This window comes from Rothia sp. HMSC071C12, assembly GCF_001813895.1.
Classification (GTDB): Bacteria; Actinomycetota; Actinomycetes; order Actinomycetales; family Micrococcaceae; genus Rothia; species Rothia mucilaginosa.
In genome coordinates this window covers 1-23677 of sequence record NZ_KV814375.1, presented here as the reverse complement: position 1 = coordinate 23677, position 23677 = coordinate 1, and the positions used below count along the sequence as shown (strand labels likewise).

Genomic DNA, 23677 nt, shown 5'->3' with positions numbered 1-23677 from the left:
GGGTGAGTGGGCGCGTGCCAGCCCAAGAACTCAACCATTATGAGGGTGCGCACCGTTCAGACTCAACCCGCCGCCCGGCTATCCCGCGGCAGTGAGCATGCACCGCCCCTAAAATCTAGTGGATGGACTGTAGAGCCACCATCGCCAGCACTCCGAACACAAAGCACGCCGGAATGGTTACCAGCCACACCAGAAGAATCTGCAGAACAATCCTGGACTTCAACGCATTAAAACGCTGGTTCACGCCCGCGCCGAGCGCCGAGGCGGTCGCCAGGTGCGAGGAGGAGAACGGCACCTGCAGCAGGAAGTAGCCGAGTACCTGAACCACGGCGGTCGTACCCTGGGCAACCGCGCCGCGGAACGGGTCCAGACGCACCATCTTGTAGGCGAAGGTGTAGCCGATGCGGCGGCCACCGGTCAGCGTGCCCGCACCCAGGCTGAGGGAAATGATGAGGGCGCCCAGCAGCATCCCGCCCCTGGTGAGGGACTGGAGTAGCGCCGGGTCCATGATGCGTTCGCTCAGCAGCGCCCACAGCAGCAAGTACAGGTAGCCGGTCTGCAGGCCGTGCAACAGCGAAATTGCGGAGGCAGACACCGCCAGCACCTCGCGGGCGTGCTGATTCACCAGGCGCGGATTATGCCCCACCACGAGCCGGTAGAACGGCACCACCATCAGCCAGGACAGCAGAAAAATGAGCGGCGGCAGGTAGAAGAGCGGCAGCAGGGTCGCCCCAAAAATATGCGGCAGGAAGGCGAGCGAACCGAAGCCTTCAGCGGCGCTGTCGATCCTTGTTTGGGTCCACCAGCTCACGCCGGCAAGGGCACCCACCAGCGCGTGGGTCGAGGAAGACGGAATCCTCGAAACCCAGGTGAGCACACCCCAAATAGCGCAGACCAGTAGTGCCGCAACAATGCCGTTCAGACCGGTGATACCCTCCGGGGCACTCACCCACGAGGCAGAATACTCACCGAGCAGCAGGAACGCACCGACCACACCGAGCACGTTGAAGAGCGCGGCAAGGTAGAGGGCGGAGCGCTCGCCGAGGGCGCGGGTACGCACCGGAACAGCGACGGCGTTTGAGGCGTCGTGCACACCGGTAACGTAGACCGCGGCAATGAAGGCGCAGCAGGCTAGAAGACCCAGGAACATTAGGATTCCTGAACGATAATGCGGCCGATTTCGGCAGACACATCACGCATAGCGTTGGAGGCGGCGGTCAGCTGTGCCAGGAAGGTGGCGTAGCGGCGGTACCGTTCGGGGGTGTAGCGTTCGGCAATGTATGCGTCGTACTCTTCGGCGGTGCGTAGCGCCTGGCGGGAGATGCGCAGCATGTCCATCCAGTAGTTGTCGAGGCCGCGAATATCGGCAAGCTTGGGGATGACGGCGGCGGTCAGCACCGCCTGACGCTGAATAATGTCCAGAATCGAGGTGATGTGCGTGGCGAAGCCGTCAATGCTGTGCAGGGACAGCACGTGCGCGGCGCTGGTGAGCTTCTCAACGGCGTTGGTGAGCTTGCGTGCCAGCGTGTACAGGTCTTCACGCGGAATCGGTGGGGAGAAGGAGCTGCGCACCTCGGTGAGGGTGCGGAACAGCAGGTTCGTGGAGTCCGCCTCGTGGGTGAGCATGCGTTCGAAGAGTTCGGGGTACTCCGCGACGGGGGAGCCGACCATTTCAGAGAGCAATGCCGCCGCCTCACCGACCTGCGCTGAAATTTCAGCGAGGGAGGCGAGGGATTCGTTGGCGTGGGGGAAAAGTCGGTGCAGCATAGTTCCCAGTCTAACCAGTATTGGGGGCTGCGGGTGCGCATAGCCCGCGCGCATCTCACGAGCGCTCGAGCTTCAGACACAACTGCGTCGGGCTGACGGCGGCTTCTAGACGGGGTTTTAAGCAAAAAACGGTGGGGGTCGATTTCTCGACCCCCACCGGAACGTTTAGGGATGTCGGGTTGGGAGCGCCTCTCGGCGGAAGGCCGCTCGAAGCGGCTAAAGATTTGGAGCCCGGGGCTACCTATTAGCAACCCGACATCTTGTAATTATTATCCACCCGCACCCGGCGCAGAGTCAATTAGAAACAGGCTTTTCAGGCCTTTGCGGCCCAATGTGGAACCTGTGCCAATTCGCGGCACGAACCCGCATTTTTAGGCGCCCAAACGTTGCATAAGACTAGAATGCTTCGAGGTTGGTCTGCGATTTTTCCTGCGCAGAATCAGCCCCGGAACCCCCGTTAGCCTGCTGACCAGCCTCAACGGCGCGCAGCTGGGCGGCGACCGCCTCCAAATCGTGCGCGATCTGCTCCATCTGCTGAGCCTGACGCGGCAGACGAGCACGACGCTCCACCGCCTCACGCTTCACCTCGTGGCTGCCCGGAACCGCACCATCCTGCCCGGCAGAGCGCGCATAATCGGTGCGAATACCCAACGCCACCACGTGCGCAAACGCGGCGCAACGTTCCATCGCAATGTCCATATCGCCGGTGTACAGGCCCGCCAGAATCTCATCAATCGTGCGGACCACCTCATCGGCACTCGGCGGGTCGGGAACACCCGCCACCACGTGCGAACGGTAATCCTCCGCCATGCCCAGCTCAAAAGCGCGGCTCACCCCGCGCGGCGAACGATGCACCACGTCCCGCAGCCAGTACATGCGCCACAGCGCACCCGGCAGGGAGTGGGCGCTCGCGTGCGACCAGAGTTCGGCGAGCGTCTCAATACCGTAGTCGTCGGTGAAGCTGACGAGCCGTTCGGTCATCTGCTCGTCGGTGCCGCGTCCGCGCATCAGCAGGATTCGTGCGGAGGCGTGCGCCGCCTCTTCGCGTGCGGCGGGGTCCATGCCGCCTTCGTGGCGTTCAAATTTCTCGGCGGAGTAGAGGACGGGGCGGTGGTGGGTGCGGTGTCGGGTGCGCCCGGAGGCGCCGGTTGATGATGCGGGTGTAGACATAGGATTTCCCAGTGTACCGTTCATTAGCTGGGGGCCGGTAGTGTATAGTATTTCTATCTGCACACTTTCAGTTTTGTGTGGATAGGAGCGCCTTTAGCTCAGTCGGTAGAGCTACGGACTTTTAATCCGCAGGTCGTGGGTTCGAGCCCCACAGGGCGCACTAGCCGACCCGTCGCCTCCCGCTTTGCGGGGGTCGGCGGGTTTTTGCGTCTTCACCCTCGTGTGCGGGGTTTTACCCCGTGTTGATTCCGTGTGGTGGGGCGTGTCCTGCCGGGTTGGCCTGGCAGTTTTTGATTCGTGTACGTTGACCCGAAAAGATGAGGAAACCCGTGAGCGTCACCATTAAGAACCCCGAAGAAATCACGATTCTTGCCACTGGCGGCACGATCGATAAGTTCTATTCGGTGGCGGGCACCATGGATATTGGTGAGCCTGCCGCTAAGGACCTGCTGGACCGCGTGATTACCGATATCCGTTTTGGTATTCGCCCGCTGATTGGCAAGGACAGCCTGGACATGACCGATGAGGATCGTGCCGAGCTGACCGAGGCGCTGAACGCGGTCACTAACGACCAAGTGCTCATCACTCACGGTACCGACACCATGCCGGAGACTGCCCGCTACCTGGTGGAGCACGCCGACCTGGGCGATAAGGTTGTGGTGCTGACCGGTGCGATGCAGCCCGCCGTGATGGCTCGTTCGGATGCCGGTTTCAACCTGGGTGCCGCTATTGCCGCTCTGAACCTGCTGGAGCCGGGCGTGTACATCAGCATGAGCGGTCGTATTTTCCCTGCTGAGAGCGTGCGTAAGGATCGTTCTCGCGGCATTTTTGAGGGCTAAGATGGCTGATTCTTCTGCTCGTATGCTGCGGGGTGAACCGGTTTCTGCCGCTGAGCTTGCGCCGGTGGAGGGCTCCTCGGATCTTGTGCCGCAGGAGCATATGTCGCAGGCGCAGCTTATGCAGCTGCAGGCTATGGATGAGCTGGAGCAGCAGGCTGATGAGTTCTGGAATGTCACCAGTGATTACCCGCTGCCGGCTAAGAACCTGTACCTGGTGCGTGTGCTGCTGCTGGTCGTACCCTCGCTGATTGTTGTTTATTACTTCATCCGCGTCACGCTTTTTCCGATTGGTGCGGTGCCGCTGGTCTACCTGGTGATGCACATGTGGGTTGCCATGATTTACCGGGCGAACCGTTCGGTGAAGTTGGTGTTGCTGGCGAATGTGGCATCCGGGGTCGCGGCGGCGATTATGACGGCGTTCTTTGCCTATGCGCTTGTGACGGTGCAGGGCCCGCAGACGCTGCTGGATCGTGTGGGCGTGGTCTATACGGTGAGCCTGCTGACGGTCATGGCGTCCTTCGCGTTGGAGCTTCTGTTCTCGCTGTTCTATAGTTTGGCGGTTCGTAGGAGCTTGCGTTTGACGCGGCAGAAGCAACAATCGGAGCAACAGGGCGCAGAAGAGCAGAAGGCAGAAGAGCAGAAGGCTGAGGAACCGAATCCGGCAGAGCCGAATACCGAGGCGCCGAACGCTGAGGAGTTGAACACTGAGGCTTCGCGTACTGCGGAGCAGAGCTAACGAGCACCGACGGGCGAGGGAATCCCAGCGCATCCGCGCCTCTGCTGGGTGATGCCTGAGGGGTGTTGATGGGGTGATAAGTGGCGGTGTGACACGCTCTCAACGATGCCCAGCCACTGCTCAGATTCCCTTAAAGTACGCGTGATACGGTAGAGACAGAAACACGACCCGCACCTGCCAGGAGGCCACTCATGGGCGCTACACACCTGAACACAGATGCCGCTTCATCCGCAGAACACCCGGATGAAGATATCAGTATGCAGACCCGCTTTCAGGCGCCTATCCGTCACGTGACTCCTGCTACGCCGGAGGTGTCCGTTCCGCTGAACGTGCCGCCGGTGGTGACTGGCTCGCATCCGGTTATTTCGGCGACTTCTACCGTCATCATTCAGGATGGTACGAACCCGCCGATTGTGGTGCGTACGCACCCGACGGGCCCTCTGCCGCCGTTCCCGGGGCAGGGTCAGGTTCCCGCTTTTCTGCGCACCTACACCGCTGACGAGGTGAAGGAGCGCAAGCAGAAGCTCAAGAAGAACCTGCTAGTCCGCGCCGTTATTTTGAGTATTTTGACCCTGGTCGAAGGGCTCATTATCTCCCAGTACACGCAGCCGTTGGCGATTTGCTTTGGTTTTGTGGCGGCGCTTTACCTGGTGGTTCAGATGTGGCCGCTGATGCGCCCTCCGAATGATTCGACGGACGCCTCCGTGTATAGCGTTTGGGCTATCTGCTCCCTGATCGGGTATGTTGCCGTGGGGCTGGTGCTTTCACCGATTACGTTCCTGCTGCTGATGCTCGACTGGGCTGGAGTTTCGATGGGGCTTGACCCCCTGCTGATACTTGTTGTCTTGGGCTTGGTCTGGTTGAGCGAGGTCGGTTTATCGTTGCTGACCATTTACCGCTTCAACAACTTGCGAATTGCGATGGCGAACCGGGCAGATTCTCCGTTGCTACCTGACAGTATTTCTGCGACGGTTGACCCGTCCACTTCTGCCTAAAGTTTTGAGGCGGCGCGGTAGACGAACGCCGCGCCGCCGCCCACACTCACATCACACACTCGCTCATACGTTTTCCGCACACTATCAGCCGATATCCGAAAGATTCAGCTATGTCCGCCGTCGAGTCCTCTCCGCCATCCGCTCCGAACACCACGCATCCTACGAAGCCCGCCACCCCCACTCTCGTGTCTGTGGCGGGTTGGGTTCTGCTTGTTATTGCTGTGGGCTGGCTGGCGCTGATTGCGTACACCGGCGTCTCCTATGCGACTACCCATTTGTCACATTTTTCGACCTGGCGCGCCCAGTCGCTGGTGGATGCGCAGGCGTACTATCCGGTGCTTTTCCTGATGGTCAGCGCGTTCGGTAACGTGACCCTGCACGGTTTCTGCACGGTGGCTTATCTGCGTGGTTACCGGTGGGCGGCGTTGGTGCTGTCGGTGGCGTTGGCGTTGGGCGTTTTGGCTTCTTTGCTGATTATGCTGACTGTGGCGGCTCTTCTGGGCACGTTGAATGGTGCGCCGAGCCAGGATGTTGAGCTACTGCTCAGTAGCGCTTCGCCGCTGTACACGCCGGTGTATATTGCGGGTCCGTACATGCTGGTGTGCGTGGTGGCGTTGGCGTTGGTGTGGTCGCGTCAGTCGCGTTCTTATATGGAGGCGCGCCGTGATTGGCGTGTGCGCCGCAGCGAGGATTACCTGATTTAGCATCATAGGTCTGGCCACGGATCCTGCAGGTCCTGTGGGGCCCGGGTCTGCGGTTTACCGATAACTTTTTTTACCCAACCACTATTCACACAACCACAGTTAGGATGACTCGTGCACCCTACTTCCGAACCTGCGCACGAATCCTCATCGCAGACTAGCCCCGGCGCCCCCAAGCGCACATATGATGAGCGGGCGGCGTTTGAAGAGGCGAAAAGAAACCTTGGCATAGTTGGCGAGAGGGAGCAGGAATTTAACCGGGGACTGGCGATTCTTGGTAAAGCCTATTCCATCGCTATGACGCTCATCCTGGTGTATTTCCTCCTGGATGCGTACCAGATTCTTGTTACTGCGGGTCGTAGTGTGAACATCGGCTCGTTCCTGAGTTATGCCCTGCCGAAGGTTCTGCCTGAGGCCATCGTGGTGGTGCCGTTCCTCTGGATCGTTCTGGATTGGGTCAAGGATGGGTACATTAATCCGCGCCGTCTGATGATGCTGTACCTTCTGCTGTGCTCCTTGAGCGGTGTGCTTTCTTTCGCCGGTGTTTTTGGTCTGGCTCAGGTGCTTTTCCCTGCGTTCACTGCTTTGGATCCGGCGTCGCATCCTGCCGCCGCTTCGTCTATCGTGACGCAGGCTCTGGTGGCGGTCATTACGGCGGGTAGCGCCGTCCTCATGTTCCTGCTGACTCGCCCTGCCGTGGGGGCGGTTCCGAGCCGTGCGGTAATTCGGAAACAGATGTGGGCTATCGAGGAAAACACCTCGGGTGCCGAGGATGACGAAGAGCTGACTCGCGAGGATGTTCTTCGTCAGCTCGAGAAGGAAGAGGGCCCTGTTAAGGACTCTACCGAGCATCTGTTGCGTGAGCTTTCTGCCGATTATGCGCTCTCGAATGATCCGGTGGAGAAGAACCGCCTGCTGGATGAGATACAGCAGGTTCAGCGCGCCCAGAAGGCGGGTGTAAAGCCTAATGTTGGTGGCGCCTCCACTGGTGAGGCGGGTAAGCCCCACGAGCAAGCACACGGGGGCGAGAAGGCTACTGCTGGCTCTACCGCGCCTGCCGCGCCTGCCGCGCCTAAGGTGGTGCTCCCGCCGCGCCCGAAGGCGCTGCGCGGCGTCATGCGATGCTTTGTCGCCATTATGGCGGTGGAAGCAACCCATAAAATCTTCCTACATATGATTGACGGGCGTTCAGCCGATGGCGTCGAATTATGGGTGGGTTTCATTATCCCCGGTGTAGTGCTCCTCCTCGTTGAGCACGCCATACCGATGTTTGTTCTCTGGCGATTATGGAGAGGTCGATTCTGGGCGTATGTCGTCATCTTTATTAGCTTCGCTTATATAGCTATCAGGGGCTTGATAGATTTTGTGAACACCTTCCTGACGACTGGTTATCTTTCCCGGTTGCTGAATGGTACGCAGACGTGGAGTTCTCAGTACTACGCGGCAGCTGTGCTGTCTAGGAATGTTGCCGACACCTTGATTACGCTCCTCTCCACCCTGATTGTTGTGTTGCTCTTGAGCCGTTCCACCAGGGTTTATATGGCTACCGCGAGGTTGGCGCGGTTGAAGGCGCGCGAACAGGTGAACGCCGGTGAGACTCGGGTCGTTAGGCATCAGGACGCAGAAATGCGTGCTCACATGGAAGAAGAGCAGACGCGTTGGGAAGAAACGGAAGCTAACCGACGGGCTGAAGAAGCGGTCGCGCAGCAGTACAAGACGACCCGCCGCACGGATGCACGGAGGAACTCCCGCAGCGAACAGCGCGGCTACAAGGATACTTCCGTGTACACCGAAGAAGGCTACCGCCTCAACTAGGGCAAGATGCCCCTCCTCATGGGGAAACTCTCTTCTGCACCCGCCCTGCGCTATAGCGTGCGGGGCGGGGCGCGAAGAGTAGAAAGGAACAATGATGTCAGAACGCACCCCAAAGCAACCGTTGAACGATCCGGAGTACACGGTTCCCGAGTACAGCGTGCTGTTGCCCTCCGACGAGGCTGAAAATAGCACGGTGGAGAGTAGTGCGGCAGAGGACAACGCGCCCGGCGACAGCGCCCCCGAGCACGCCAGCACCCCCGAGCAAGCCACTACCGGCTATCGGGAGGCGACCGCCGACTACACCGCGACTGTCTCCGCCGAGCAGGTAATTCCGAAGCGCCCGCAGGCTATGCGCAGCGTCATATGGTGTGCAACCGCCATGATTGCGTTGGGGACCCTGAGTAATTTTCTGTCGGTTATGCTCCCATGGCAGTCGTATATCGATTTTGAGATGGTGGTGAGAACTCTCTTCTCCATGCTGGCGTTTACCCTCTTCGCCTCCATCATCCCGATCTTTATCCTCTGGAAAGTCTGGGATGGCCGTGAGTGGGCGCGCATTCTTGCCATCATCTACTGCGCTCTCGCGGCTGCTAGCGGTGTGCTTATTCTTGCGGATAATTTCTCGGAGTTAAGCTCTAGAGCGGCTGCGGCGTCCAGCCTGGTGCGTATCGCGAGCGGCGTTCTTACTCTCGTTCTTTACCTCCTGATGATTGTGCTGCTGACTCGTGCTCCTATTAGGACGTACACCCAAATCGTTAGCGGGGCACGTGCGCTAGAACACCAGCAGATGATGTCTGAGACGAGACAGGCTGCCGGTCAGGTCCCGGCAGAACTTCGAGAGATTTTCGCTGACGATGAGGATGACGAACGCACCTCATCAGGGGGAAATACCCCTCGACCCCCGCACCGTAGCGCGGGATGGGGCACGTAGAAAGGAACATCAACGTCAGGAGTTCCGGGGCTAGCCCTCGGAATGGTGCACGTGGTTACTCGGATACCTCTGAATACGCTGAGAAAGGGTACTGCTTTCCTAGGGTGCGGCGCGCCTCTTTATATCCTTAAGGTAAGACTCTTTAACGCCCGCTCCGTGCACTGTAGCGCGGGGTGGGTGCCAGGGGAGAAAGGAACGACGATGTCAGAACGTACCCCGAAGCAGCCCTTGAATAATCCGGAGTACACGGTTCCCGAGTACAGTGTTTTGCTACCGTCCAATGAGCCTGAAAGTAGCACGGTAGAGGGTGACGGCACATCCAACAACACCGCCACCAACAACGCCGCCCCCACCGGTGCGGTAGACAATAACGCGGCAGAGGATAACGCACCCAGCAACGGCGCTCCCGAGCATGCCACTACCGGCTACCGGGACGCGACCGCCGGTTACGTTGCCGCCTCCGAACATGCGGGGCGGGTACGCCCGAAGGCTCTGCACAGTGCTAAGTGGTGCACCGCCGCGATTATTATTCTGTCGCTTTTCAGTACTATCCAATTCTTCCTGCTCTACGGTAAACCAATCGCCGGTGTGGTGACGCTACCTGAGCTTATCGTGCGTATGCTGGGGTACCCTCTCATCTTTGTTCTTATCCAGATTTTCCTCTTCTGGATGACCTGGAAAGGACACAGATGGGCGCACATACTTACCCTCATGTACAGCGCCTACGAGGTCTTGAGCCGCATGTTTGTGTATGTGGAAGATTTCCTCATAGACTCCAGCTATCTCGCCTTGTTGATGGACGAGTTGCAGTCCCGCGACTCTGCAGATTTTGCGGTCACTCTTCTCATAGATACTGCGATTGGTGTCTTCATTACTGTCCTCTACATCCGGAATATTGTGTTGCTGACCCGTCCATCTGTGTGGGCGTACACGGCTACCGGCAGAACGTCGCATAGTCAGGTGGTTGATCAGAATCCACAGGCACCTAACACGAACTTCAATGAAGGCGGGAACCGCCTCAACTAGGATGTTTGCCTCAAACGGCGCCACTATCACCAAAAGGCTCAGAGCGTGAAAAGGGTGGGGATACCAAACGGTATCCCCACCCTTTCTCATCCCCGGCTCAGCAGCCGAGAAGGACTCACGTATTACTCAGCAGATTCCTGCTTCGCCTTCGAACGGCCACGCAGGTACTCGATAATAACCGGCACCACAGAAACCGCCACAATAATCACAGCAATGTACTCAATGTTGTTGTGCACGAACGGAATACCGCCCAGCAGCACACCCGCCAGACCAATCGAACCAATCCACGCAACCGCGCCAACAACATTCCACAGGTGGAACTTCTTACGGTCGTACGAAGAAATACCAGCCGCAAGAGACACAAAAGTACGAACAATCGGCACGAAACGACCCAGAACCAGAGCCAAGCTACCGCGCTTCTGGAAGAATTCCTCAGTAGTGTGCAGGTTCTTAGTGCTCAGAATCTTCGCGTCATCCTTGAAGATCTTACGGCCGTAACGGGCACCAATCTGGTAGCCAACCTCAGCGCCAGCAATAGCAACCAGCACCAGGACCGGGAAAGCAACCCACAGGGACAGGCCCATCTGCTCATGAAGCATACCCAGAGCAAAAATCAGGGAGTCACCCGGAAGAACCGGGAAAAGAACACCGGACTCAATAAATACGATAATTGCCGAAACAACCAGAACCCAGGGGCCGGTATCGAGCAGGAACTGCTCAAGGTCGAGGCCCAAGAGCGCAACCGGAAGATGCGCCAAAGCGATGGCAAGAAAAGTCATGAAAAATCCTGAACTGTGAGTGGACCGCACGCACGGATCGGCGGCGGAATAACACCAGCATAGAAAGTGTACCTATGGTGAACATTGTGCAAAACTATGCGGAGGCTGTGTATTACTGGCACAATTCTACCGGCATTTACGCCGGACGCACGGGTGAGCGAGGCGTAAATCTCCCCACCATCGCGGCTAAACAGCCGGAGGTGACGCGGCGCTCGCACGCTTCCTCAAGAAATGACTATCCGCAGAGCCGGGCGATACCGGGGTGTGACATGATGGAAAGAGAGCACGGCGCGTCGCGGCGTAGCGATTGCCCCAACCACCCACCGTTGGAGAGAACCATGAACCCCCAGCAGCCAGCTTCCAGCCCCGCCGATCTCCTGCATGCTGAAGCCCGCGACGTGTTGCGCTGCCTCACCGGCGTCGCTAATGCCGAGTTCCACGACGGCCAGTATGAGGCGATTCGCGCCCTCGTAGCCGACCGCGCCCGCACCCTCGTCGTGCAGCGTACCGGCTGGGGCAAGTCCGCGGTCTACTTCATTTCTTCTCTGCTGTTGCGTGCCCGCGGTATGGGCCCGGCTCTTATTGTCTCCCCGCTGCTTTCCCTCATGCGTGATCAGGTCGAGGCGGCATCCCGCGCGGGAGTGCGCGCCGCCATGGTGAACTCCGCGAACGTCACCGAATGGGATGAAATCCGCACCCGCCTCGAAGCTAACGAGCTCGACGTACTCCTAGTGGGCCCCGAACGCCTCAATAACGCGGCGTTCCGCGAGCAGTGGCTACCGTACCTGCTGTCGCGCCTGGGCCTGCTCGTCATTGATGAGGCGCACTGTATTTCTGACTGGGGCCATGACTTCCGCCCCGATTACCGCCGTATTGGTTCGCTCATTAAGTCTCTGCCGGTGGGTGTGCCGGTGTTGGCGACTACCGCAACCGCGAATGACCGTGTTAGCCGCGATATCGCCGAACAGCTCAGCACTGATACCACCGCACCTGTACATGTGTTGCGCGGTCCGCTGTCCCGCGAGTCCTTGCGCCTGGGTGTTCTGACCCTGCCTGATGAGGCGCAACGCATCGGTTGGCTGCTCACGCACCTGAACAGCCTGCCCGGTTCGGGCATTATCTACATGTTGACTGTCTCCGCGGCAGAAGATACCGCAAACGCTCTGCGTGCCAGCGGCTACGAGGTGCTTGCCTACACCGGCAAAACTGACCCGGATGAGCGGCTGGTTGCAGAGCAGGCGCTCAAGGAAAACCGGGTGAAGGCTCTTGTGGCGACGAGCGCCCTCGGTATGGGTTTTGATAAGCCTGATTTGGGTTTTGTCGTGCACCTGGGCGCGCCGTCGTCTGCGGTGAGCTACTACCAGCAGATTGGCCGCGCCGGACGAGGTGCCGTCAACGCTGATGTTCTGCTCCTGCCCGGTCGTGAAGACCGCGCCATTTGGGAGTATTTTGCGACCGCCTCCATGCCCAATGAGGAGCAGGCGCTGGCGGTGCTGGATGCCCTCGCCCACTCCCCGGAGGGGTTGAGCGTTACCGCGTTGGAGGCGCGCGTTCAGTTGCGCCGCTCCACCCTGGAGCTTCTGCTGAAGGTGCTAGATGTTGAGGGTGCCGCCGTGAAGGAAGGCAACTATTGGCGTCGAACCTCTTCGCCGTGGCAGTACGATAGTGCCCGTTACGCGGCGGTGGCGCAGGCGCGTGTGGTGGAGCAGAATGCCATGCTCGAGTATGAACGTACTAGTCAGTGCCGTATGCTTTTCCTGGCTCAGCAGCTTGATGATGCTTCCGCGACTGCTTGCGGCCGTTGCGATGTGTGCGCGGGCCCCTGGTACCCGGTTGAAGTTCCCGCTGAGGCGCAGCAGGCGGCGCAGAGCAGCTTTAATACGGTGGGCGTGCCCCTGCAACCGCGCCGTATGTGGCCGAGCGGGCTGGACCAGCTGATGGGTGCGGATGCGCCGCGCGGTCGTTTGTCTAAGGATGAGCAGGCTGAATCCGGTTACGCTTTGGCGCGTCTGAGCGACATGGGGTACGGTACTCGTCTGCGTGAGCTTCTGGCGACGAATGAACTGGGTGAGCCAGTTGATTCTGAGGTTCCTGCCGAGCTGGGTCGCGCCTGCGTGAAGGTGCTTGCCGCTTGGGAGTGGGCTGAGGCGGGTCGTCCGGTGGCGGTGTTGACTCTGCCTTCGCCGGTGCGTCCCCGTTTGGCTCAGTCCCTGGGTAGGGGATTGGCATCGGTGGGTCGTCTGGTGGATTTGGGTCAGGTGTCTCTGGTGGGGGAGCCGCGTTTCTTTGGCGGTAATAGCGCGTTCCGTTGTGCGGATGTGCTGCGCTCGTACCGGGTGCCTGCAGAGGTTCTGGACTATGTGCGTGAGCATCGGTGCCCTGTTCTGCTGGTTTCTGATGTGGTGGATTCGCGGTGGGCGTTTACGGTTGTGGCGCGTGAGCTGCGGCTGGCAGGTGCTTCTGCGGTGTATCCTTTCTCTTTGGCTGCCACCCACTAGTTGCGCCCATTAGTGTTTATTTATTCCCCTGACGAGGTTGTATGTCATATTCGGAATATTCAAAATTGACGGTCACAGACGGTTCTTCCGCTGTGCTCAGCGATATTCCCGCTCGCCCCGAACACGGCGAGTGGATGGTCCGCGCCCTCGCCGAGGGTGCCGCCGCGGGTGAGCGTGGCGAGATCCCTATCGGTGCTGTGGTGGTGGATGAGCAGGGCGTCATTATTGGTTCGGCGGGCAATACCCGCGAGCGGGAGCATGACCCCAGTGCCCATGCGGAGGTGAATGCGATTCGTCAGGCGGCGGCGCATCGTGGTCAGTGGCGCCTGGACGGGTGCACGCTCGTGGTGACGGTTGAGCCGTGCCTGATGTGCGCCGGCACGATCCTGGCGTCGCGCGTTTCGACGGTGGTTTTTGGAGCCTGGGAGGAGAAGACGGGGGCTGCTGGCAGTCGTTACGATGTGCTGCGTGACGGCAGGGTTGCTCCGGCTCCCGAGGTGTATGCGGGTGTGTGTGCTGATGAGTGTGCGCAGCTGATGGTGGACTTCTTTAAGGAACGCCGCCCCTGATCGCCCCTAGGCCTCACCCCTAAAAGATGGTTCGTAAAACGCGAAAAGCCGTGCAGAGATTACGTGGCTTTTCGCGTTATTTGTACGAAAAACCCGATTTATTTGAAAAATACTTCAAAAATTTCAAAAATGACCCCTGAATTTCAAGAAAAGCCCACCACATCACACATAACCGGGTCTACCATATATAGGCATTGGAGCCTCCGCCTGCCCGCGCTTGACGTTTAATACCCCGCGCGGTGCCCGCGGATGACTCCCAGAAACTCACCCGAACCATCCATTCTCTGAGGGGATCTAACCGTGTTAAGCGTTGACAATATTTGGGCGAAAGGGCGCCACACTCCGCTTTTTGACCGCACCACCTTCTCAGTGGGTGAGGGTGAAGTCATTATTGTTCAGGCGGATAGCCAGTTGGAGCGTACCTCTCTCGCGTTGGCGCTGACTGGTCGCCTTCCCCTGTCCGGCGGCACGATTAGCTGGAGCGAAGGCGATGATGAGCCTCGCCCTATTTCGATGAAGCGTCTGCGTGCTCTCAGCAGCGTGGTGGACTCTCCTGATGTGACCGCTCCTGAGCAGCATATGCGCGTGCACGATTACGTGTCGGAGATGCTCTCCTATAACCTGCCGATTTTTGGTCGTTCCCGCGCGAGCCGCTGGCTGGCCGAGCGCGGTCTTGAGGACCTGGACGGCTTGTGGATGGACGAGATTAGCGGCGAGATGAACATTGAGCTGATGGCTGCTTTGGCGCAGCATAGCCCCTCTGACTTGCTGGTTTTTGATACTCCTTCCCGCCACCTGAACCATACGTACATGTGGCTTCCGTACCTGGAGGAGCTTGCCGCCGATGAGGACCACCCGCGCACGGTGGTGGCGATTGTGCCTCATATTTCTGAGTCTTGGCATGGTGCGCGTGCTGTGGTCGGTCGTGCCCCTGAGGAACAAGCCTCTGAGGAAAACGTGTCGGCTCCTGTTGAGGGCGAGATTGAACCCTCCAATGATTCCCCCGAACATGGCGAAAACGCTGAGAAGGAGTAAGAATGACTGTTCTGCGTGTTGCACTCGTTGAGCTGAAGCGCCTGACCAGCGGTGTTCTGCCGGTTCTGGTGCTGCTTGCGATGTCCTGCATTCCTCTGCTGTACGGCGCCCTGTACCTGTACGGTAACTGGGATGCTTACGGCCATGTGAATGGCATTGTGGGTGCCCTGGTGGTTGAGGATGAGGGCGCGGAGGATTCTGAAGGTAAGCAGGTGAACACCGGTGCTGATGTGCGCCAGTCCCTGCTGGATGCTGGCACGTTTGATTGGCGTCAGGTGCAGACTCGCACTGAGGCTGTTGAGGGCGTGGAGAACGGCACCTATGACTTTGCGATGGTGATTCCGAAGGACTTCTCCCGTAATTTGCAGAGTGCCGGTTCGTTCAAGCCTGATGCTGACGGTAAGACGGGCACTATTGATGCGCGTTCGGCGGGCATTGAGGTCATTACGAATGATGCCAATAACTATGTGCTGACGAATATTGTCACGAAGGCGGGCACTGCGGTGCGTGATTCGGTGGCGGAGAAGGTCGGTAATTCTACGGCGAATTCGCTGTTGGCTAGCTTCACGACGATTCATTCGAAGATGGGTGAGGCTGCTGATGGTGCGTCGAAGGTGAATAACGGCACGGTGAAGCTGGCGGACGCTATCACTCAGCTGAAGGACGGCACTGCCACGGTGAATGATGGTGCCGTGAAGCTGAAGGATGGTACTTCTTCTCTGGCTGATGGTCAGTCCCAGTTGTTGGATGGTCAGAAGCAGTTGGCGGAGGGCGCCGCGAAGCTTGCTGATGGCGTTTCGACTTTGGATTCTGGTGCCGAGAAGCTGGATTCTGGTGCTGCGAAGCTTGCCGATGGTGCTTCGAGTTTGAAGGATGGTTCGTCGACTTTGGCTTCGGCTGCGGCGTCTGCTTCTGATGGTGCGTCGAAGCTGAAGGATGGTTCGGCGACTCTGGCTGAGGGTACTGCGAGCTTGAAGAGTGGTTCGGCTTCGGTGGCGAAGGGTGCTAATGATTTGGCGTCTGGTATCCATCAGTTGCGTGAAGGTATGGATCAGGCGGGTATTCGTGAGTTGCCGGCCGAGTTGAACGCGATGTGCATGCGCCTGCATGAGACGGATACGTCTGCCGGTAGTGGCGATTTTGGTCGTGATCTGTCGAATACCGTGGTGTCTGCGACTGCGCAGAAGGTGCGTGCTCAGGTGACTCCTCTGGTTGAGGCGGGTACGTTGACTCAGGAGCAGGCTGATCAGCTGGTGGCTGCTGTTGATTCTGAGGAGACGAAGAATGAGGTTGCTGAGCTGAATCAGAAGGCTCTGCAGTCGCACCTGGCTACTCGTGATGCTGCCGCTGCTGATGCCCTGTCGAAGCTGAGCGCATTGAAGTCGAGCCATTGTATTTCTGATGGTTCGTCGTCGACTGCGGTGAAGATTCAGACTTTGGTTGCTGGCGTGGATTCGCTGGATTCCGGTGCGTCTTCGCTTGCCAAGGGCGCTTCGTCGGTAGCTGATGGCGCCGCTCGTGTGGATGCTGGCGCGTCCTCGTTGGCGTCAGGTTCGGCGAGCCTGGCTGATGGTAATTCTAAGATTGCTTCGGGTGCTTCGAGCCTTGCGAGTGGTTCTGCGACTTTGTCTGGTGGTGCTTCTGAGCTGAAGGAGGGTACTGATTCTTTGAAGAGCGGTACTGCCGAGCTGAAGGATGGTAGCGGTACTTTGGCGCAGAAGGAGCAGTCTGCGGTTGAGGGTCAGCAGAAGTTGGCTGATGGCGCGAATGAGCTGAAGGATGGTGCGTCGCAGCTTTCTGACGGTACGGCGAAGCTGTCTGATGGTTCTGCTCAGCTGAATGATGGTGCTTCCGAGTTGAAGGATGGTACTTCGTCGCTGGAGAGCGGCCTGGCTTCTGGTGTTAAGCAGGTTCCGAGTCTTGCGCCGACTGATCAGGCGAAGGTTGCGGATACGATGTCGAACCCGGTGACTTTGTCGCATGATTCCTTGGCGTCGGCTCGTAACTATGGTGAGGGCATGGGTCCGTTCTTCATGTGCTTGGCGTTGTGGATTGGCGGCTTGATGCTGGTTCAGACGCTGCGCGTGATGAATAACCGTGCGTTGGCGTCGCATGCTCCGTCGATTCGTGTGATGCTCGGTAGCTGGATGCCGTTCGGCCTGGTGGGTATTGCTCAGGCGACTCTGATGTTTGCCGCGATTAAGTTTGGTTTGGGCTTTGAGATGGCTCATCCGTGGCTGGTGTGGCTGTTCCTCTGCTATGTGGCTTTGGTCTTTACCGGTTTCATTCATGGTTTGACGGTGATTTTGGGTGCGCCGGGCAAGCTTGTTGCTTTGGTCATTCTGATTCTGCAGTTGATTACTGCGGGCGGCACGATGCCGTATGAGACTTTGCCTGAGTCGATTCGTTGGATGCATGATTTCTTCCCGATGGGTTATGCGGTGGCGGGTACGCGTCGTTTGGCGTATGGCATTAATGAGTCGAGCCTGTGGGGCATCATGCTGGTTTTGACTCTGTGGGGTCTGGCTGGTCTGGTGTTGGGCTATATTGGCACGCGTCGTGATCGTACGTGGTCCCTGAAGAAGCTTGCGCCGGAGATTACTGTGTAACGAACCCTGTTTGGTCGCACCGGGGGAAAACTGTCTAATAAAATAGAGATATATCTGCAAAAAGGGAGGGAGGACTGCTGATGTTGCAGCGCCCAGTCGCTGAAGCTTCAAGTCGTCGTCCCGGCCGTACAGGTAGAACTCAGTTGAAGTTGTTCAACGCTGCTATGGAAATCATGACCGAAAAGGGGCTTGAGTACGCCACTGTTGAAGAGGTGGCTGCCCGGGCGGGTGTTTCTAAGGGAACCGTGTATTACAACTTCGGTTCTAAGAAGACCATGGTGGATCAGCTGGTTCAGTACGGCACGCAGTTGCTGCTGAGCGATGCGCGTCGCGCGGCGTCGGTTCATTCTGATCCGCGTGAGGCGTTGCGGAGTGCTGTTCGCGCCGCGTTCCAGTATCTTGAGGACCGTCCGGGTTTTACTCGGATGTGGCTTGCGGAGACGTGGAAGGGCGCGGATGGTTGGACTGAGGCGATGAGCGATAACCGTCTGAATCTTCTGGATTTTTTGGAGGAGATGACGGAGGCTGTGGCTCGCCGCTATACGGTTGATACCGCTCAGAATCCGCGTGCGATTGCGATCTCTATGTTCGGAGCGATTTATATGCTTGCTATGGATCGTGAAGTGCATCAGGCGGAGCGCAATGCTGAGGATGCAACGCGTGCTGTCATGCTGGTTGTAGATGGGTATATCCGTCATTAGGCGGACCTGTTGGGTCTGTAGACCTAGCCGGGACTTCGGTGTCGGGTGTCGAAAAGGGCACGGTGAAAAGGGGCCGTGAAGAGGGCGACACCCGGCTGCCGCACGTGGTTTTTCTTGCTCTCCTGTTGGGGGTGTGCTATAGTTTTCCACTGTTGGTGGTGTGTCCGAGCGGCCGAAGGTGCATCACTCGAAATGATGTTTGGTGTAAAAGCCAACGGGGGTTCAAATCCCTCCACCACCGCACCAACGAAAACCCGTCGAGATTCGTCTCGGCGGGTTTTCGCATGCCTGGATTGTTCTGGGGTGGTGTTGGCGGGTGCGTTGGTGGGTGTTTGTGCGGGGGTACTTCGCCTCGTTTTATAGGTTGTGTGCCACTTCCGGGGCTTTGCCGGTGCTTGCTGATTCGGGGGTGGGTAAAATCGTATTATGCGTATTAAGATTCTTGACCACCCGCTGGTCTCTCACAAGATTAGTGTTCTGCGTGATAAGAACACCCCGTCCCCGATTTTCCGTCAGCTGGTTGATGAGCTGGTGACCCTTCTTGCCTATGAGGCGACTCGCGAGATTCGTGTGGAAGAGGTTGAGGTTGTGACTCCGGTGGCGACTACTACCGGTGTCCGTATTGCTGATCCTAAGCCGCTGGTTGTTCCGATTCTGCGTGCTGGTCTGGGCATGCTTGAGGGTATGACTCGCATGGTGCCGACCGCTGAGGTGGGCTTCCTGGGTATGGCTCGTAATGAGGAGACCCTGGATATTGTGACGTATGCTGAGCGTCTGCCGGAGGATCTGACTGGTCGTCAGGTGTACCTGCTGGATCCGATGCTGGCTACCGGTGGCACCCTGATTGAGGCCATTAAGTTCCTGCGTGAGCGTGGTGCTGAGTCTGTGACTTGCGTGTGCCTGATTGCTGCTCCTGAGGGCATTGCTGCTCTGGAGAAGGGCATTGAGGGTATGGAGAATGTTGACCTGTTCCTGGCTGCTCGTGATGAGCGTCTGAACGAGAAGGCGTACATTATTCCGGGTCTGGGCGATGCTGGTGACCGCCTGTACGGTCTGGCTGAGTAGTTTTTCAGCGTTATTCACGTGATGTGAGTGGGGCGCCTCTGCATATGTTTAAGCATGTGCGGGGGCGCTTTGTTGTGTCTGCTGGAGGCTGTGTGCAGGTCATATGGTGTGGTGTTGGGGGATGTGTGTCTAACGGTCTGCTGTCTTGGGTGTTTATGGTGTTGTTGGGCGCTTGTGTGGGTTTATGAAACACCCTTGATAATATGTGATGAGGAACACTATAGTGCTTTGAGGGACTCAAAATATATTGAGCATATTCACAGCTTCACATGAAAATACAGGGTGAAACCAGTAAATAAAAGAAGCTATGAATATTTATAAGAGAAAAAATACTGAAAGCTTCAGGTAGTCCCTGAAACCCCAAAACGCGAGAGGGGGTATTGTACTCCTCTCGCCCATAAAGATGAATCCACTATGCCGAATCCGCTTGATTTATCCGTCAAATAGGAGAAATATTAAGTAAGAGGATTGAAGCTCGAACAGGTATTGGGGACTGTTTGACTCGGCGTCACTTCCGGCGCACCCCACACTACGTACGACAGGGATCCCGTACACAGACTTTGAGAGAAGGTTGAACCATGTCAGGCGCTGTACCTGGATATGTCCACATCTCCCAGCGCGGCCGCGCCGCTAAGCGCCAGGTCGTGCAGCCTCAGCGTCCCGTTGCGCAGGCCGCAACGTTGCGTCCGATGACTTTCTCAGCCGGTGACCCTGCCCATAAACAGGCTCAGGAAAATGAGGCACGCGGCTTTGTGCTCTATGTGGGTTTGAATGAGGAACTTGCTGCAGCGAACGGTACCTCCCTGGTGCGTATCGTTCAGGATCTGCGCACTTATGCACACCACCTGGCTCCCGAGTCGGAGTCGTACGCCGCTGTGGCGTTGGCTCCAGTGAATGCTGAGGGTAGCGACCTTGAGGTGGTACGTAATGCGCTCGGCGATCCGACCGCAATGTATATGCACCCGGAGGCGCATGTCGCCCGCGAAGCAGAGACCACGAATAGCCACTCTTCGGGTGTGCTGATTGATTTGGCACGCCGCGAGGTGTTCCTGGATGGTGAGCCGCTCATGCTGACCTTCAAGGAATTCGAGCTGCTGGCACACCTGGTGGAGAACTCTTCCCGCACCGTGGGTCGTGAGGAGCTGCTGAAGGCGCTGTGGAGCTCCGGTGACGAGCATCCGCATGAGCGTACGATTGACGTGCATATTCGTCGTCTGCGTTCGAAGCTGGGTCGCCTGTCGGGTACCGTGCGTACGGTGCGCGGTCAGGGTTACCGCTTCTTTGAGCACCCCGAGGTTGTTGTCTGGGCTGCTCCGGAATACTCGATTTAGCGTGTACAGAATTTAGCTTCTGTAGAGTGCACCCCGGTGTGCTGGCGTGATGCCGGTGCACCGGGGTTTACTTGTGCCCGCCTGGGGGTGTTAGTGTGCGTGCTGTGGCGGTGTGCGGCATGTTCCGGCGCCCTCTAGATAGAATGGGTGTATGGCTGAAAATTCTTCCAACACTGCATCTGGCTCGCACCGCAGCGGGGTCAAGCGTCTGATTATTATGCGCCATGCGGAGGCTGATTGGGGTCTGAATGATTTTGATCGTCCGCTGACGAAGCGCGGCCATGAGCAGGCTGCCGCTGCTGGCGCCTGGCTGGCGGCTCGCGGTTATATTCCGGAGCAGATTATGTCGTCGTCGGCTTTGCGTACTCGTCAGACGACGACTTGGGTTTCGGATGGTTTGGGTGCGAAGGCGCCTACTGCTCATCTGGATGAGGGGCTGTACGAGGTGTCTGCGTCCCGCATTATTGCGCGCATTAACAGCGTTTCGGAGAATGTTCATTCTCTGATGGTGGTTTCGCATCTGCCCGGTGTGCAGGACGCCGCGCAGCGCCTGATGAGCCCTGATTCTGACCCGAACGCGTCCATGGATGTGTACTACGGTTTCCCGCCCTCTTCCATTGCGGTGTTTGAGGTGCCGGGGGAGTGGGCTCTGCTTGATGGGGCGGATGCGCGCCTCGTGGATTTCAAGAGCTTCTAGTCCTGAAACTTCTAGCCCAAGAGCTTCTAGGCTTCGTGCCTGAATGAGATGGGTAAAGCAAAAGCCCCGTACCAACCGGTACGGGGCTTTTTGTGGCGGAGACGGGGGGATTTGAACCCCCGGTCGAGTTTAACCCCGACCCTTCATTAGCAGTGAAGTCCATTCGGCCGCTCTGGCACGTCTCCACGGTGCGCTCGTGAGCGCATCCCTATAAGAATATAGGCTGTTTTGCGCTTGGTCAATTCGGCCCGTGCTTTGGAGGATATCTCTGAGTATGTGTTGCTTTATAGGGCGGATTATGGATTGTGCGCTTTGAGGCTCATATACATTTTCGATAGACTGCTACTGTCCAACCGATAAATAGAGGGCGTCTCTGGCGTGTGATTTTTCCATGCAACGTTGCCAGAGGTGTCTTATTTACTCAACGAAATGAGAGATCATGTCTGAAAACCCCAACAACCCCCAGCCCCAGTTCAACCAGGACCCCCAGTTTAGCCAGCAGGCACCTCAGTTCAATCAGCAGGCTCCTTACGGTGTGCCCGTTCAGACCCCTGAGCAGCAGGCTCAGGCGAAGAAGGCAAAGACCCTGTCGATTGTCTCTCTGGTGAGCGGTATTGTGAGCTTCTTTGTCCTCGGTTTCATCCTTGGTGCTGTAGCTATTGCGACCGGCCGCCTGGCTATGAATAACCCCGAGCTGAAGAACCGCGGTATGGCTATTGCCGGTACTGTTCTGGGTGTCGTCAGTATTATTTTGCTGGTCGCTCTGAAGATTTTTGTAAAGCAGTAAGATTGAAGCTACCTGCAGTAGCCTCATGATTTGAGAAAGCCCGCGAGCGCCCCGTGCGCACGCGGGCTTTTGCGTGCCTAATTAGTTTTCTAATTAGTGCATATATGGTGCGTATAGCTCCAGAATGACGAATCCGTTTGTGCCCACCTCAGCGATAGGTTAGGGTGAGTAAGGTTCAATACACACCATTCACACGAAAGAGGGACCACATGTCTCAGAACCCGCAGGACTCTAACTCCTACGACTACAACCCGGAATACGGCAACCTGAACGAGCAGAACGCTCAGAACGGTCAGCAGCAGTACCAGCAGCCTGGTCAGTACGGTCAGCCCATGATGGTGCCCGTCGGCATTGTTCAGAAGACCCCCGAGCAGCTTGCTGGCGAGAAGGCTGGTCAGACCTCCATGGTGCTCGGCATTATTGGTCTGATCTGCAACTTCTTTGTTAGCTGGTGGCTGTTCGGTCTGCCCTCGCTGATCATGGGTGTTATCGGCATTATGAAGGCTAATGAGGCTGAGCGTTTTGGCACTGCAGCTTCGGGTGGTCGCATCATGGGCTGGATTAACGCAGCTTTTGGTGGCCTATTCTTGGTTGTAATCGGTGGTTTCCTGCTGCTGGGTCTTATCGGCGCGGCAGGTGCTGCTTCTTCCTCTTCCAACCACTTTACTGAGCTGGTCAGCACCCTGGCACTCTTCTAAAAGGTCTCGCCCTCCTAGAGGGTACATAAAAGCCCCGTTTCTCGTATTGAGGAGCGGGGCTTTCGCGTACCAGCTGGCACTCTACTGCCCTCTTAAAATGTATTGCGCGGGTTTGTGCGACAGATGTAGTTGTACCCGTTTCGGTGATAGGTTAGGGTGAATACTGTTTAACACACACCAGCCGTACGAAAGTGAGATGCCATGTCTCAGAATCCTCGGGGTTCAGACCCCTACGACTACAACCCGGACTACAACCGTCTGAACGAGCAGTACAACCAGAACGGCCAGTACGGGCAGAACACTCAGTACGGTCAGTATGGCCAATACGGTCAGGGTTCTTACGGCCAGTACGGGCAGAGCTCCTACGATCAGTATTCTTATGACCAGTACGGTCAGAATTCGTACGGTCAAGACTCGTATGGTCAGAATCAGTACGACCCGTACGGTCAGCAGTACCAGCAGCCCGGCCAGTACGGTCAGCCCATGATGGTTCCTATTGGCATTGTTCAGAAGACCCCCGAGCAGCTTGCCGGTGAGAAGGCTGCTCAGACTTCCACGGTGCTGGGTATTATCAGCTTGGCGTGTATAGTGACTCTCAGCTGGTGGCTGTTTGGTCTGCCTTCCCTGATTCTGGGTGTTATCGGTATTTTCAAGGCGAACGAGGCAGAGCGTTATGGCGCGGCTGCTTCGGCTGGGCGTATCTTGAACTGGATTAGCGTAGTCATTGGTGGCATGTTCCTGGTGCTTTTTGGCGGCGGTATGCTGCTGGCGATTATGCTGGCTCTTTCTGATTCTGCCGCAAATTCTAGGCTCGTGGAGACTGCGCAGATGCTGGTACTTTTCTAAACACTTTCACCCTCATTGGAGGGTACGCAAAAGCCCCGTTCCTCACGTTTGAACTGCGCCCCGAAACTTGGACGCTATAAAT

General features: G+C 57.6%; 22 protein-coding genes and 3 tRNA genes. 20 read left to right on the top strand and 5 right to left on the bottom strand.

Annotated elements, in window-relative coordinates; all coding sequences use genetic code 11:
* Window positions 1-115 precede the first annotated feature (115 nt).
* The 3 genes from HMPREF2942_RS06885 to HMPREF2942_RS06875 form a co-directional block, all read right to left on the bottom strand.
* Entirely contained in the window at window positions 116-1150 is a 1035-nt protein-coding gene (locus tag HMPREF2942_RS06885; protein WP_070688715.1) for an inorganic phosphate transporter, read from the bottom strand.
* Complete coding sequence (locus HMPREF2942_RS06880) at window positions 1150-1767, bottom strand: hypothetical protein (RefSeq protein WP_005504391.1); 618 nt, start codon at window positions 1765-1767, stop codon at window positions 1150-1152. Before HMPREF2942_RS06880 ends, HMPREF2942_RS06885 begins: the two co-directional genes overlap by 1 nt.
* 396 nt (window positions 1768-2163) lie before the next feature.
* Window positions 2164-2937: a histone acetyltransferase gene (locus HMPREF2942_RS06875; RefSeq protein ID WP_083313471.1), complete on the bottom strand. Its 774-nt coding sequence runs from the start codon at window positions 2935-2937 to the stop codon at window positions 2164-2166.
* 87 nt (window positions 2938-3024) lie between these two features.
* On the opposite strand from HMPREF2942_RS06875, the gene HMPREF2942_RS06870 reads away from it, so the two are divergent.
* From HMPREF2942_RS06870 to HMPREF2942_RS06835, 8 genes are all read left to right on the top strand, one after another.
* Window positions 3025-3097 (top strand) — tRNA-Lys (locus HMPREF2942_RS06870).
* Between the two features lie 169 nt (window positions 3098-3266).
* Entirely contained in the window at window positions 3267-3776 is a 510-nt protein-coding gene (locus tag HMPREF2942_RS06865) for an asparaginase domain-containing protein (protein WP_083313470.1), read from the top strand.
* Between the two features lies 1 nt (window position 3777).
* Window positions 3778-4512, top strand: coding sequence for an amino acid transporter (locus HMPREF2942_RS06860; protein ID WP_070688712.1), 735 nt, complete (start codon window positions 3778-3780; stop codon window positions 4510-4512).
* A 257-nt stretch (window positions 4513-4769) separates the two neighbouring features.
* Window positions 4770-5507 carry an organic solvent tolerance protein OstA gene (locus HMPREF2942_RS06855; protein ID WP_246823611.1) on the top strand — a complete coding sequence of 246 codons (738 nt, stop codon included), beginning with the start codon at window positions 4770-4772 and terminating at the stop codon, window positions 5505-5507.
* Between the two features lie 110 nt (window positions 5508-5617).
* Window positions 5618-6211 (top strand): flagellar type III secretion system protein FlhB, encoded by a 594-nt coding sequence (locus HMPREF2942_RS06850; RefSeq protein ID WP_005504401.1) that lies wholly within the window; start codon window positions 5618-5620, stop codon window positions 6209-6211.
* Window positions 6212-6505: 294 nt separating this feature from the next.
* On the top strand, window positions 6506-8023 hold the full coding sequence (locus tag HMPREF2942_RS06845; protein WP_246824386.1) for an ABC transporter permease: 1518 nt from the start codon (window positions 6506-6508) through the stop codon (window positions 8021-8023).
* A 91-nt stretch (window positions 8024-8114) separates the two neighbouring features.
* Window positions 8115-8954 (top strand): multidrug ABC transporter permease, encoded by an 840-nt coding sequence (locus HMPREF2942_RS06840; RefSeq protein WP_246824384.1) that lies wholly within the window; start codon window positions 8115-8117, stop codon window positions 8952-8954.
* A 201-nt stretch (window positions 8955-9155) separates the two neighbouring features.
* Window positions 9156-9980, top strand: coding sequence for a hypothetical protein (locus HMPREF2942_RS06835; protein ID WP_044150056.1), 825 nt, complete (start codon window positions 9156-9158; stop codon window positions 9978-9980).
* Between the two features lie 122 nt (window positions 9981-10102).
* On the opposite strand, the gene HMPREF2942_RS06830 is transcribed toward HMPREF2942_RS06835, so the two are convergent.
* On the bottom strand, window positions 10103-10759 hold the full coding sequence (locus tag HMPREF2942_RS06830; protein WP_049352327.1) for a DedA family protein: 657 nt from the start codon (window positions 10757-10759) through the stop codon (window positions 10103-10105).
* A gap of 338 nt (window positions 10760-11097) precedes the next feature.
* On the opposite strand from HMPREF2942_RS06830, the gene HMPREF2942_RS06825 reads away from it, so the two are divergent.
* The 9 genes from HMPREF2942_RS06825 to HMPREF2942_RS06785 all read left to right on the top strand — a co-directional run bounded on the left by HMPREF2942_RS06825 (window position 11098) and on the right by HMPREF2942_RS06785 (window position 21264).
* Window positions 11098-13257 (top strand): RecQ family ATP-dependent DNA helicase, encoded by a 2160-nt coding sequence (locus HMPREF2942_RS06825; RefSeq protein WP_070688708.1) that lies wholly within the window; start codon window positions 11098-11100, stop codon window positions 13255-13257.
* Window positions 13258-13298: 41 nt separating this feature from the next.
* On the top strand, window positions 13299-13826 hold the full coding sequence (locus HMPREF2942_RS06820; RefSeq protein WP_049352318.1) for a nucleoside deaminase: 528 nt from the start codon (window positions 13299-13301) through the stop codon (window positions 13824-13826).
* 300 nt (window positions 13827-14126) lie between these two features.
* Window positions 14127-14861 carry an ABC transporter ATP-binding protein gene (locus tag HMPREF2942_RS06815; protein ID WP_049352314.1) on the top strand — a complete coding sequence of 245 codons (735 nt, stop codon included), beginning with the start codon at window positions 14127-14129 and terminating at the stop codon, window positions 14859-14861.
* 2 nt (window positions 14862-14863) lie between these two features.
* A complete protein-coding gene (locus HMPREF2942_RS06810) occupies window positions 14864-17470 on the top strand; it encodes a YhgE/Pip domain-containing protein (protein WP_070688707.1) in 2607 nt (868 codons plus the stop codon).
* 80 nt (window positions 17471-17550) lie between these two features.
* On the top strand, window positions 17551-18171 hold the full coding sequence (locus HMPREF2942_RS06805; RefSeq protein WP_070688706.1) for a TetR/AcrR family transcriptional regulator: 621 nt from the start codon (window positions 17551-17553) through the stop codon (window positions 18169-18171).
* A 154-nt stretch (window positions 18172-18325) separates the two neighbouring features.
* Window positions 18326-18412: transfer RNA gene (locus HMPREF2942_RS06800), tRNA-Ser, on the top strand.
* A gap of 185 nt (window positions 18413-18597) precedes the next feature.
* Window positions 18598-19236, top strand: coding sequence for a uracil phosphoribosyltransferase (gene upp / locus HMPREF2942_RS06795; protein WP_005504417.1), 639 nt, complete (start codon window positions 18598-18600; stop codon window positions 19234-19236).
* 578 nt (window positions 19237-19814) lie between these two features.
* Window positions 19815-20567, top strand: a complete 753-nt coding sequence (locus HMPREF2942_RS06790; protein ID WP_005504418.1) for a winged helix-turn-helix domain-containing protein — start codon at window positions 19815-19817, stop codon at window positions 20565-20567.
* Between the two features lie 151 nt (window positions 20568-20718).
* Window positions 20719-21264, top strand: a complete 546-nt coding sequence (locus HMPREF2942_RS06785; RefSeq protein ID WP_005504419.1) for a SixA phosphatase family protein — start codon at window positions 20719-20721, stop codon at window positions 21262-21264.
* Between the two features lie 93 nt (window positions 21265-21357).
* On the opposite strand, the gene HMPREF2942_RS06780 is transcribed toward HMPREF2942_RS06785, so the two are convergent.
* A tRNA-Ser gene (locus HMPREF2942_RS06780) sits at window positions 21358-21449 on the bottom strand.
* 254 nt (window positions 21450-21703) lie between these two features.
* Between HMPREF2942_RS06780 and HMPREF2942_RS06775 the strand changes: the two genes are divergently transcribed.
* The 3 genes from HMPREF2942_RS06775 to HMPREF2942_RS06765 all read left to right on the top strand — a co-directional run bounded on the left by HMPREF2942_RS06775 (window position 21704) and on the right by HMPREF2942_RS06765 (window position 23595).
* The gene (locus HMPREF2942_RS06775) at window positions 21704-22051 is read left to right on the top strand and encodes a DUF4190 domain-containing protein (RefSeq protein WP_049340397.1); all 348 of its coding nucleotides are present in this window, start codon (window positions 21704-21706) and stop codon (window positions 22049-22051) included.
* A 209-nt stretch (window positions 22052-22260) separates the two neighbouring features.
* A complete protein-coding gene (locus HMPREF2942_RS06770; RefSeq protein ID WP_005504421.1) occupies window positions 22261-22749 on the top strand; it encodes a hypothetical protein in 489 nt (162 codons plus the stop codon).
* A 201-nt stretch (window positions 22750-22950) separates the two neighbouring features.
* Window positions 22951-23595, top strand: coding sequence for a hypothetical protein (locus HMPREF2942_RS06765; RefSeq protein ID WP_005504422.1), 645 nt, complete (start codon window positions 22951-22953; stop codon window positions 23593-23595).
* Window positions 23596-23677: the final 82 nt, after the last annotated feature.

Coding starts and splice junctions, on each gene's coding strand:
- HMPREF2942_RS06885 (WP_070688715.1), bottom strand. CDS start 1,150: ATGTTCCTGGGTCTTCTAGCCTGCTGCGCCTTCATTGCCGCGGTCTAC.
- HMPREF2942_RS06880 (WP_005504391.1), bottom strand. CDS start 1,767: ATGCTGCACCGACTTTTCCCCCACGCCAACGAATCCCTCGCCTCCCTC.
- HMPREF2942_RS06875 (WP_083313471.1), bottom strand. CDS start 2,937: ATGTCTACACCCGCATCATCAACCGGCGCCTCCGGGCGCACCCGACAC.
- HMPREF2942_RS06860 (WP_070688712.1), top strand. CDS start 3,778: ATGGCTGATTCTTCTGCTCGTATGCTGCGGGGTGAACCGGTTTCTGCC.
- HMPREF2942_RS06855 (WP_246823611.1), top strand. CDS start 4,770: ATGCAGACCCGCTTTCAGGCGCCTATCCGTCACGTGACTCCTGCTACG.
- HMPREF2942_RS06850 (WP_005504401.1), top strand. CDS start 5,618: ATGTCCGCCGTCGAGTCCTCTCCGCCATCCGCTCCGAACACCACGCAT.
- HMPREF2942_RS06845 (WP_246824386.1), top strand. CDS start 6,506: ATGACGCTCATCCTGGTGTATTTCCTCCTGGATGCGTACCAGATTCTT.
- HMPREF2942_RS06840 (WP_246824384.1), top strand. CDS start 8,115: ATGATGTCAGAACGCACCCCAAAGCAACCGTTGAACGATCCGGAGTAC.
- HMPREF2942_RS06835 (WP_044150056.1), top strand. CDS start 9,156: ATGTCAGAACGTACCCCGAAGCAGCCCTTGAATAATCCGGAGTACACG.
- HMPREF2942_RS06830 (WP_049352327.1), bottom strand. CDS start 10,759: ATGACTTTTCTTGCCATCGCTTTGGCGCATCTTCCGGTTGCGCTCTTG.
- HMPREF2942_RS06825 (WP_070688708.1), top strand. CDS start 11,098: ATGAACCCCCAGCAGCCAGCTTCCAGCCCCGCCGATCTCCTGCATGCT.
- HMPREF2942_RS06820 (WP_049352318.1), top strand. CDS start 13,299: ATGTCATATTCGGAATATTCAAAATTGACGGTCACAGACGGTTCTTCC.
- HMPREF2942_RS06810 (WP_070688707.1), top strand. CDS start 14,864: ATGACTGTTCTGCGTGTTGCACTCGTTGAGCTGAAGCGCCTGACCAGC.
- HMPREF2942_RS06805 (WP_070688706.1), top strand. CDS start 17,551: ATGTTGCAGCGCCCAGTCGCTGAAGCTTCAAGTCGTCGTCCCGGCCGT.
- upp (WP_005504417.1), top strand. CDS start 18,598: ATGCGTATTAAGATTCTTGACCACCCGCTGGTCTCTCACAAGATTAGT.
- HMPREF2942_RS06790 (WP_005504418.1), top strand. CDS start 19,815: ATGTCAGGCGCTGTACCTGGATATGTCCACATCTCCCAGCGCGGCCGC.
- HMPREF2942_RS06785 (WP_005504419.1), top strand. CDS start 20,719: ATGGCTGAAAATTCTTCCAACACTGCATCTGGCTCGCACCGCAGCGGG.
- HMPREF2942_RS06775 (WP_049340397.1), top strand. CDS start 21,704: ATGTCTGAAAACCCCAACAACCCCCAGCCCCAGTTCAACCAGGACCCC.
- HMPREF2942_RS06770 (WP_005504421.1), top strand. CDS start 22,261: ATGTCTCAGAACCCGCAGGACTCTAACTCCTACGACTACAACCCGGAA.
- HMPREF2942_RS06765 (WP_005504422.1), top strand. CDS start 22,951: ATGTCTCAGAATCCTCGGGGTTCAGACCCCTACGACTACAACCCGGAC.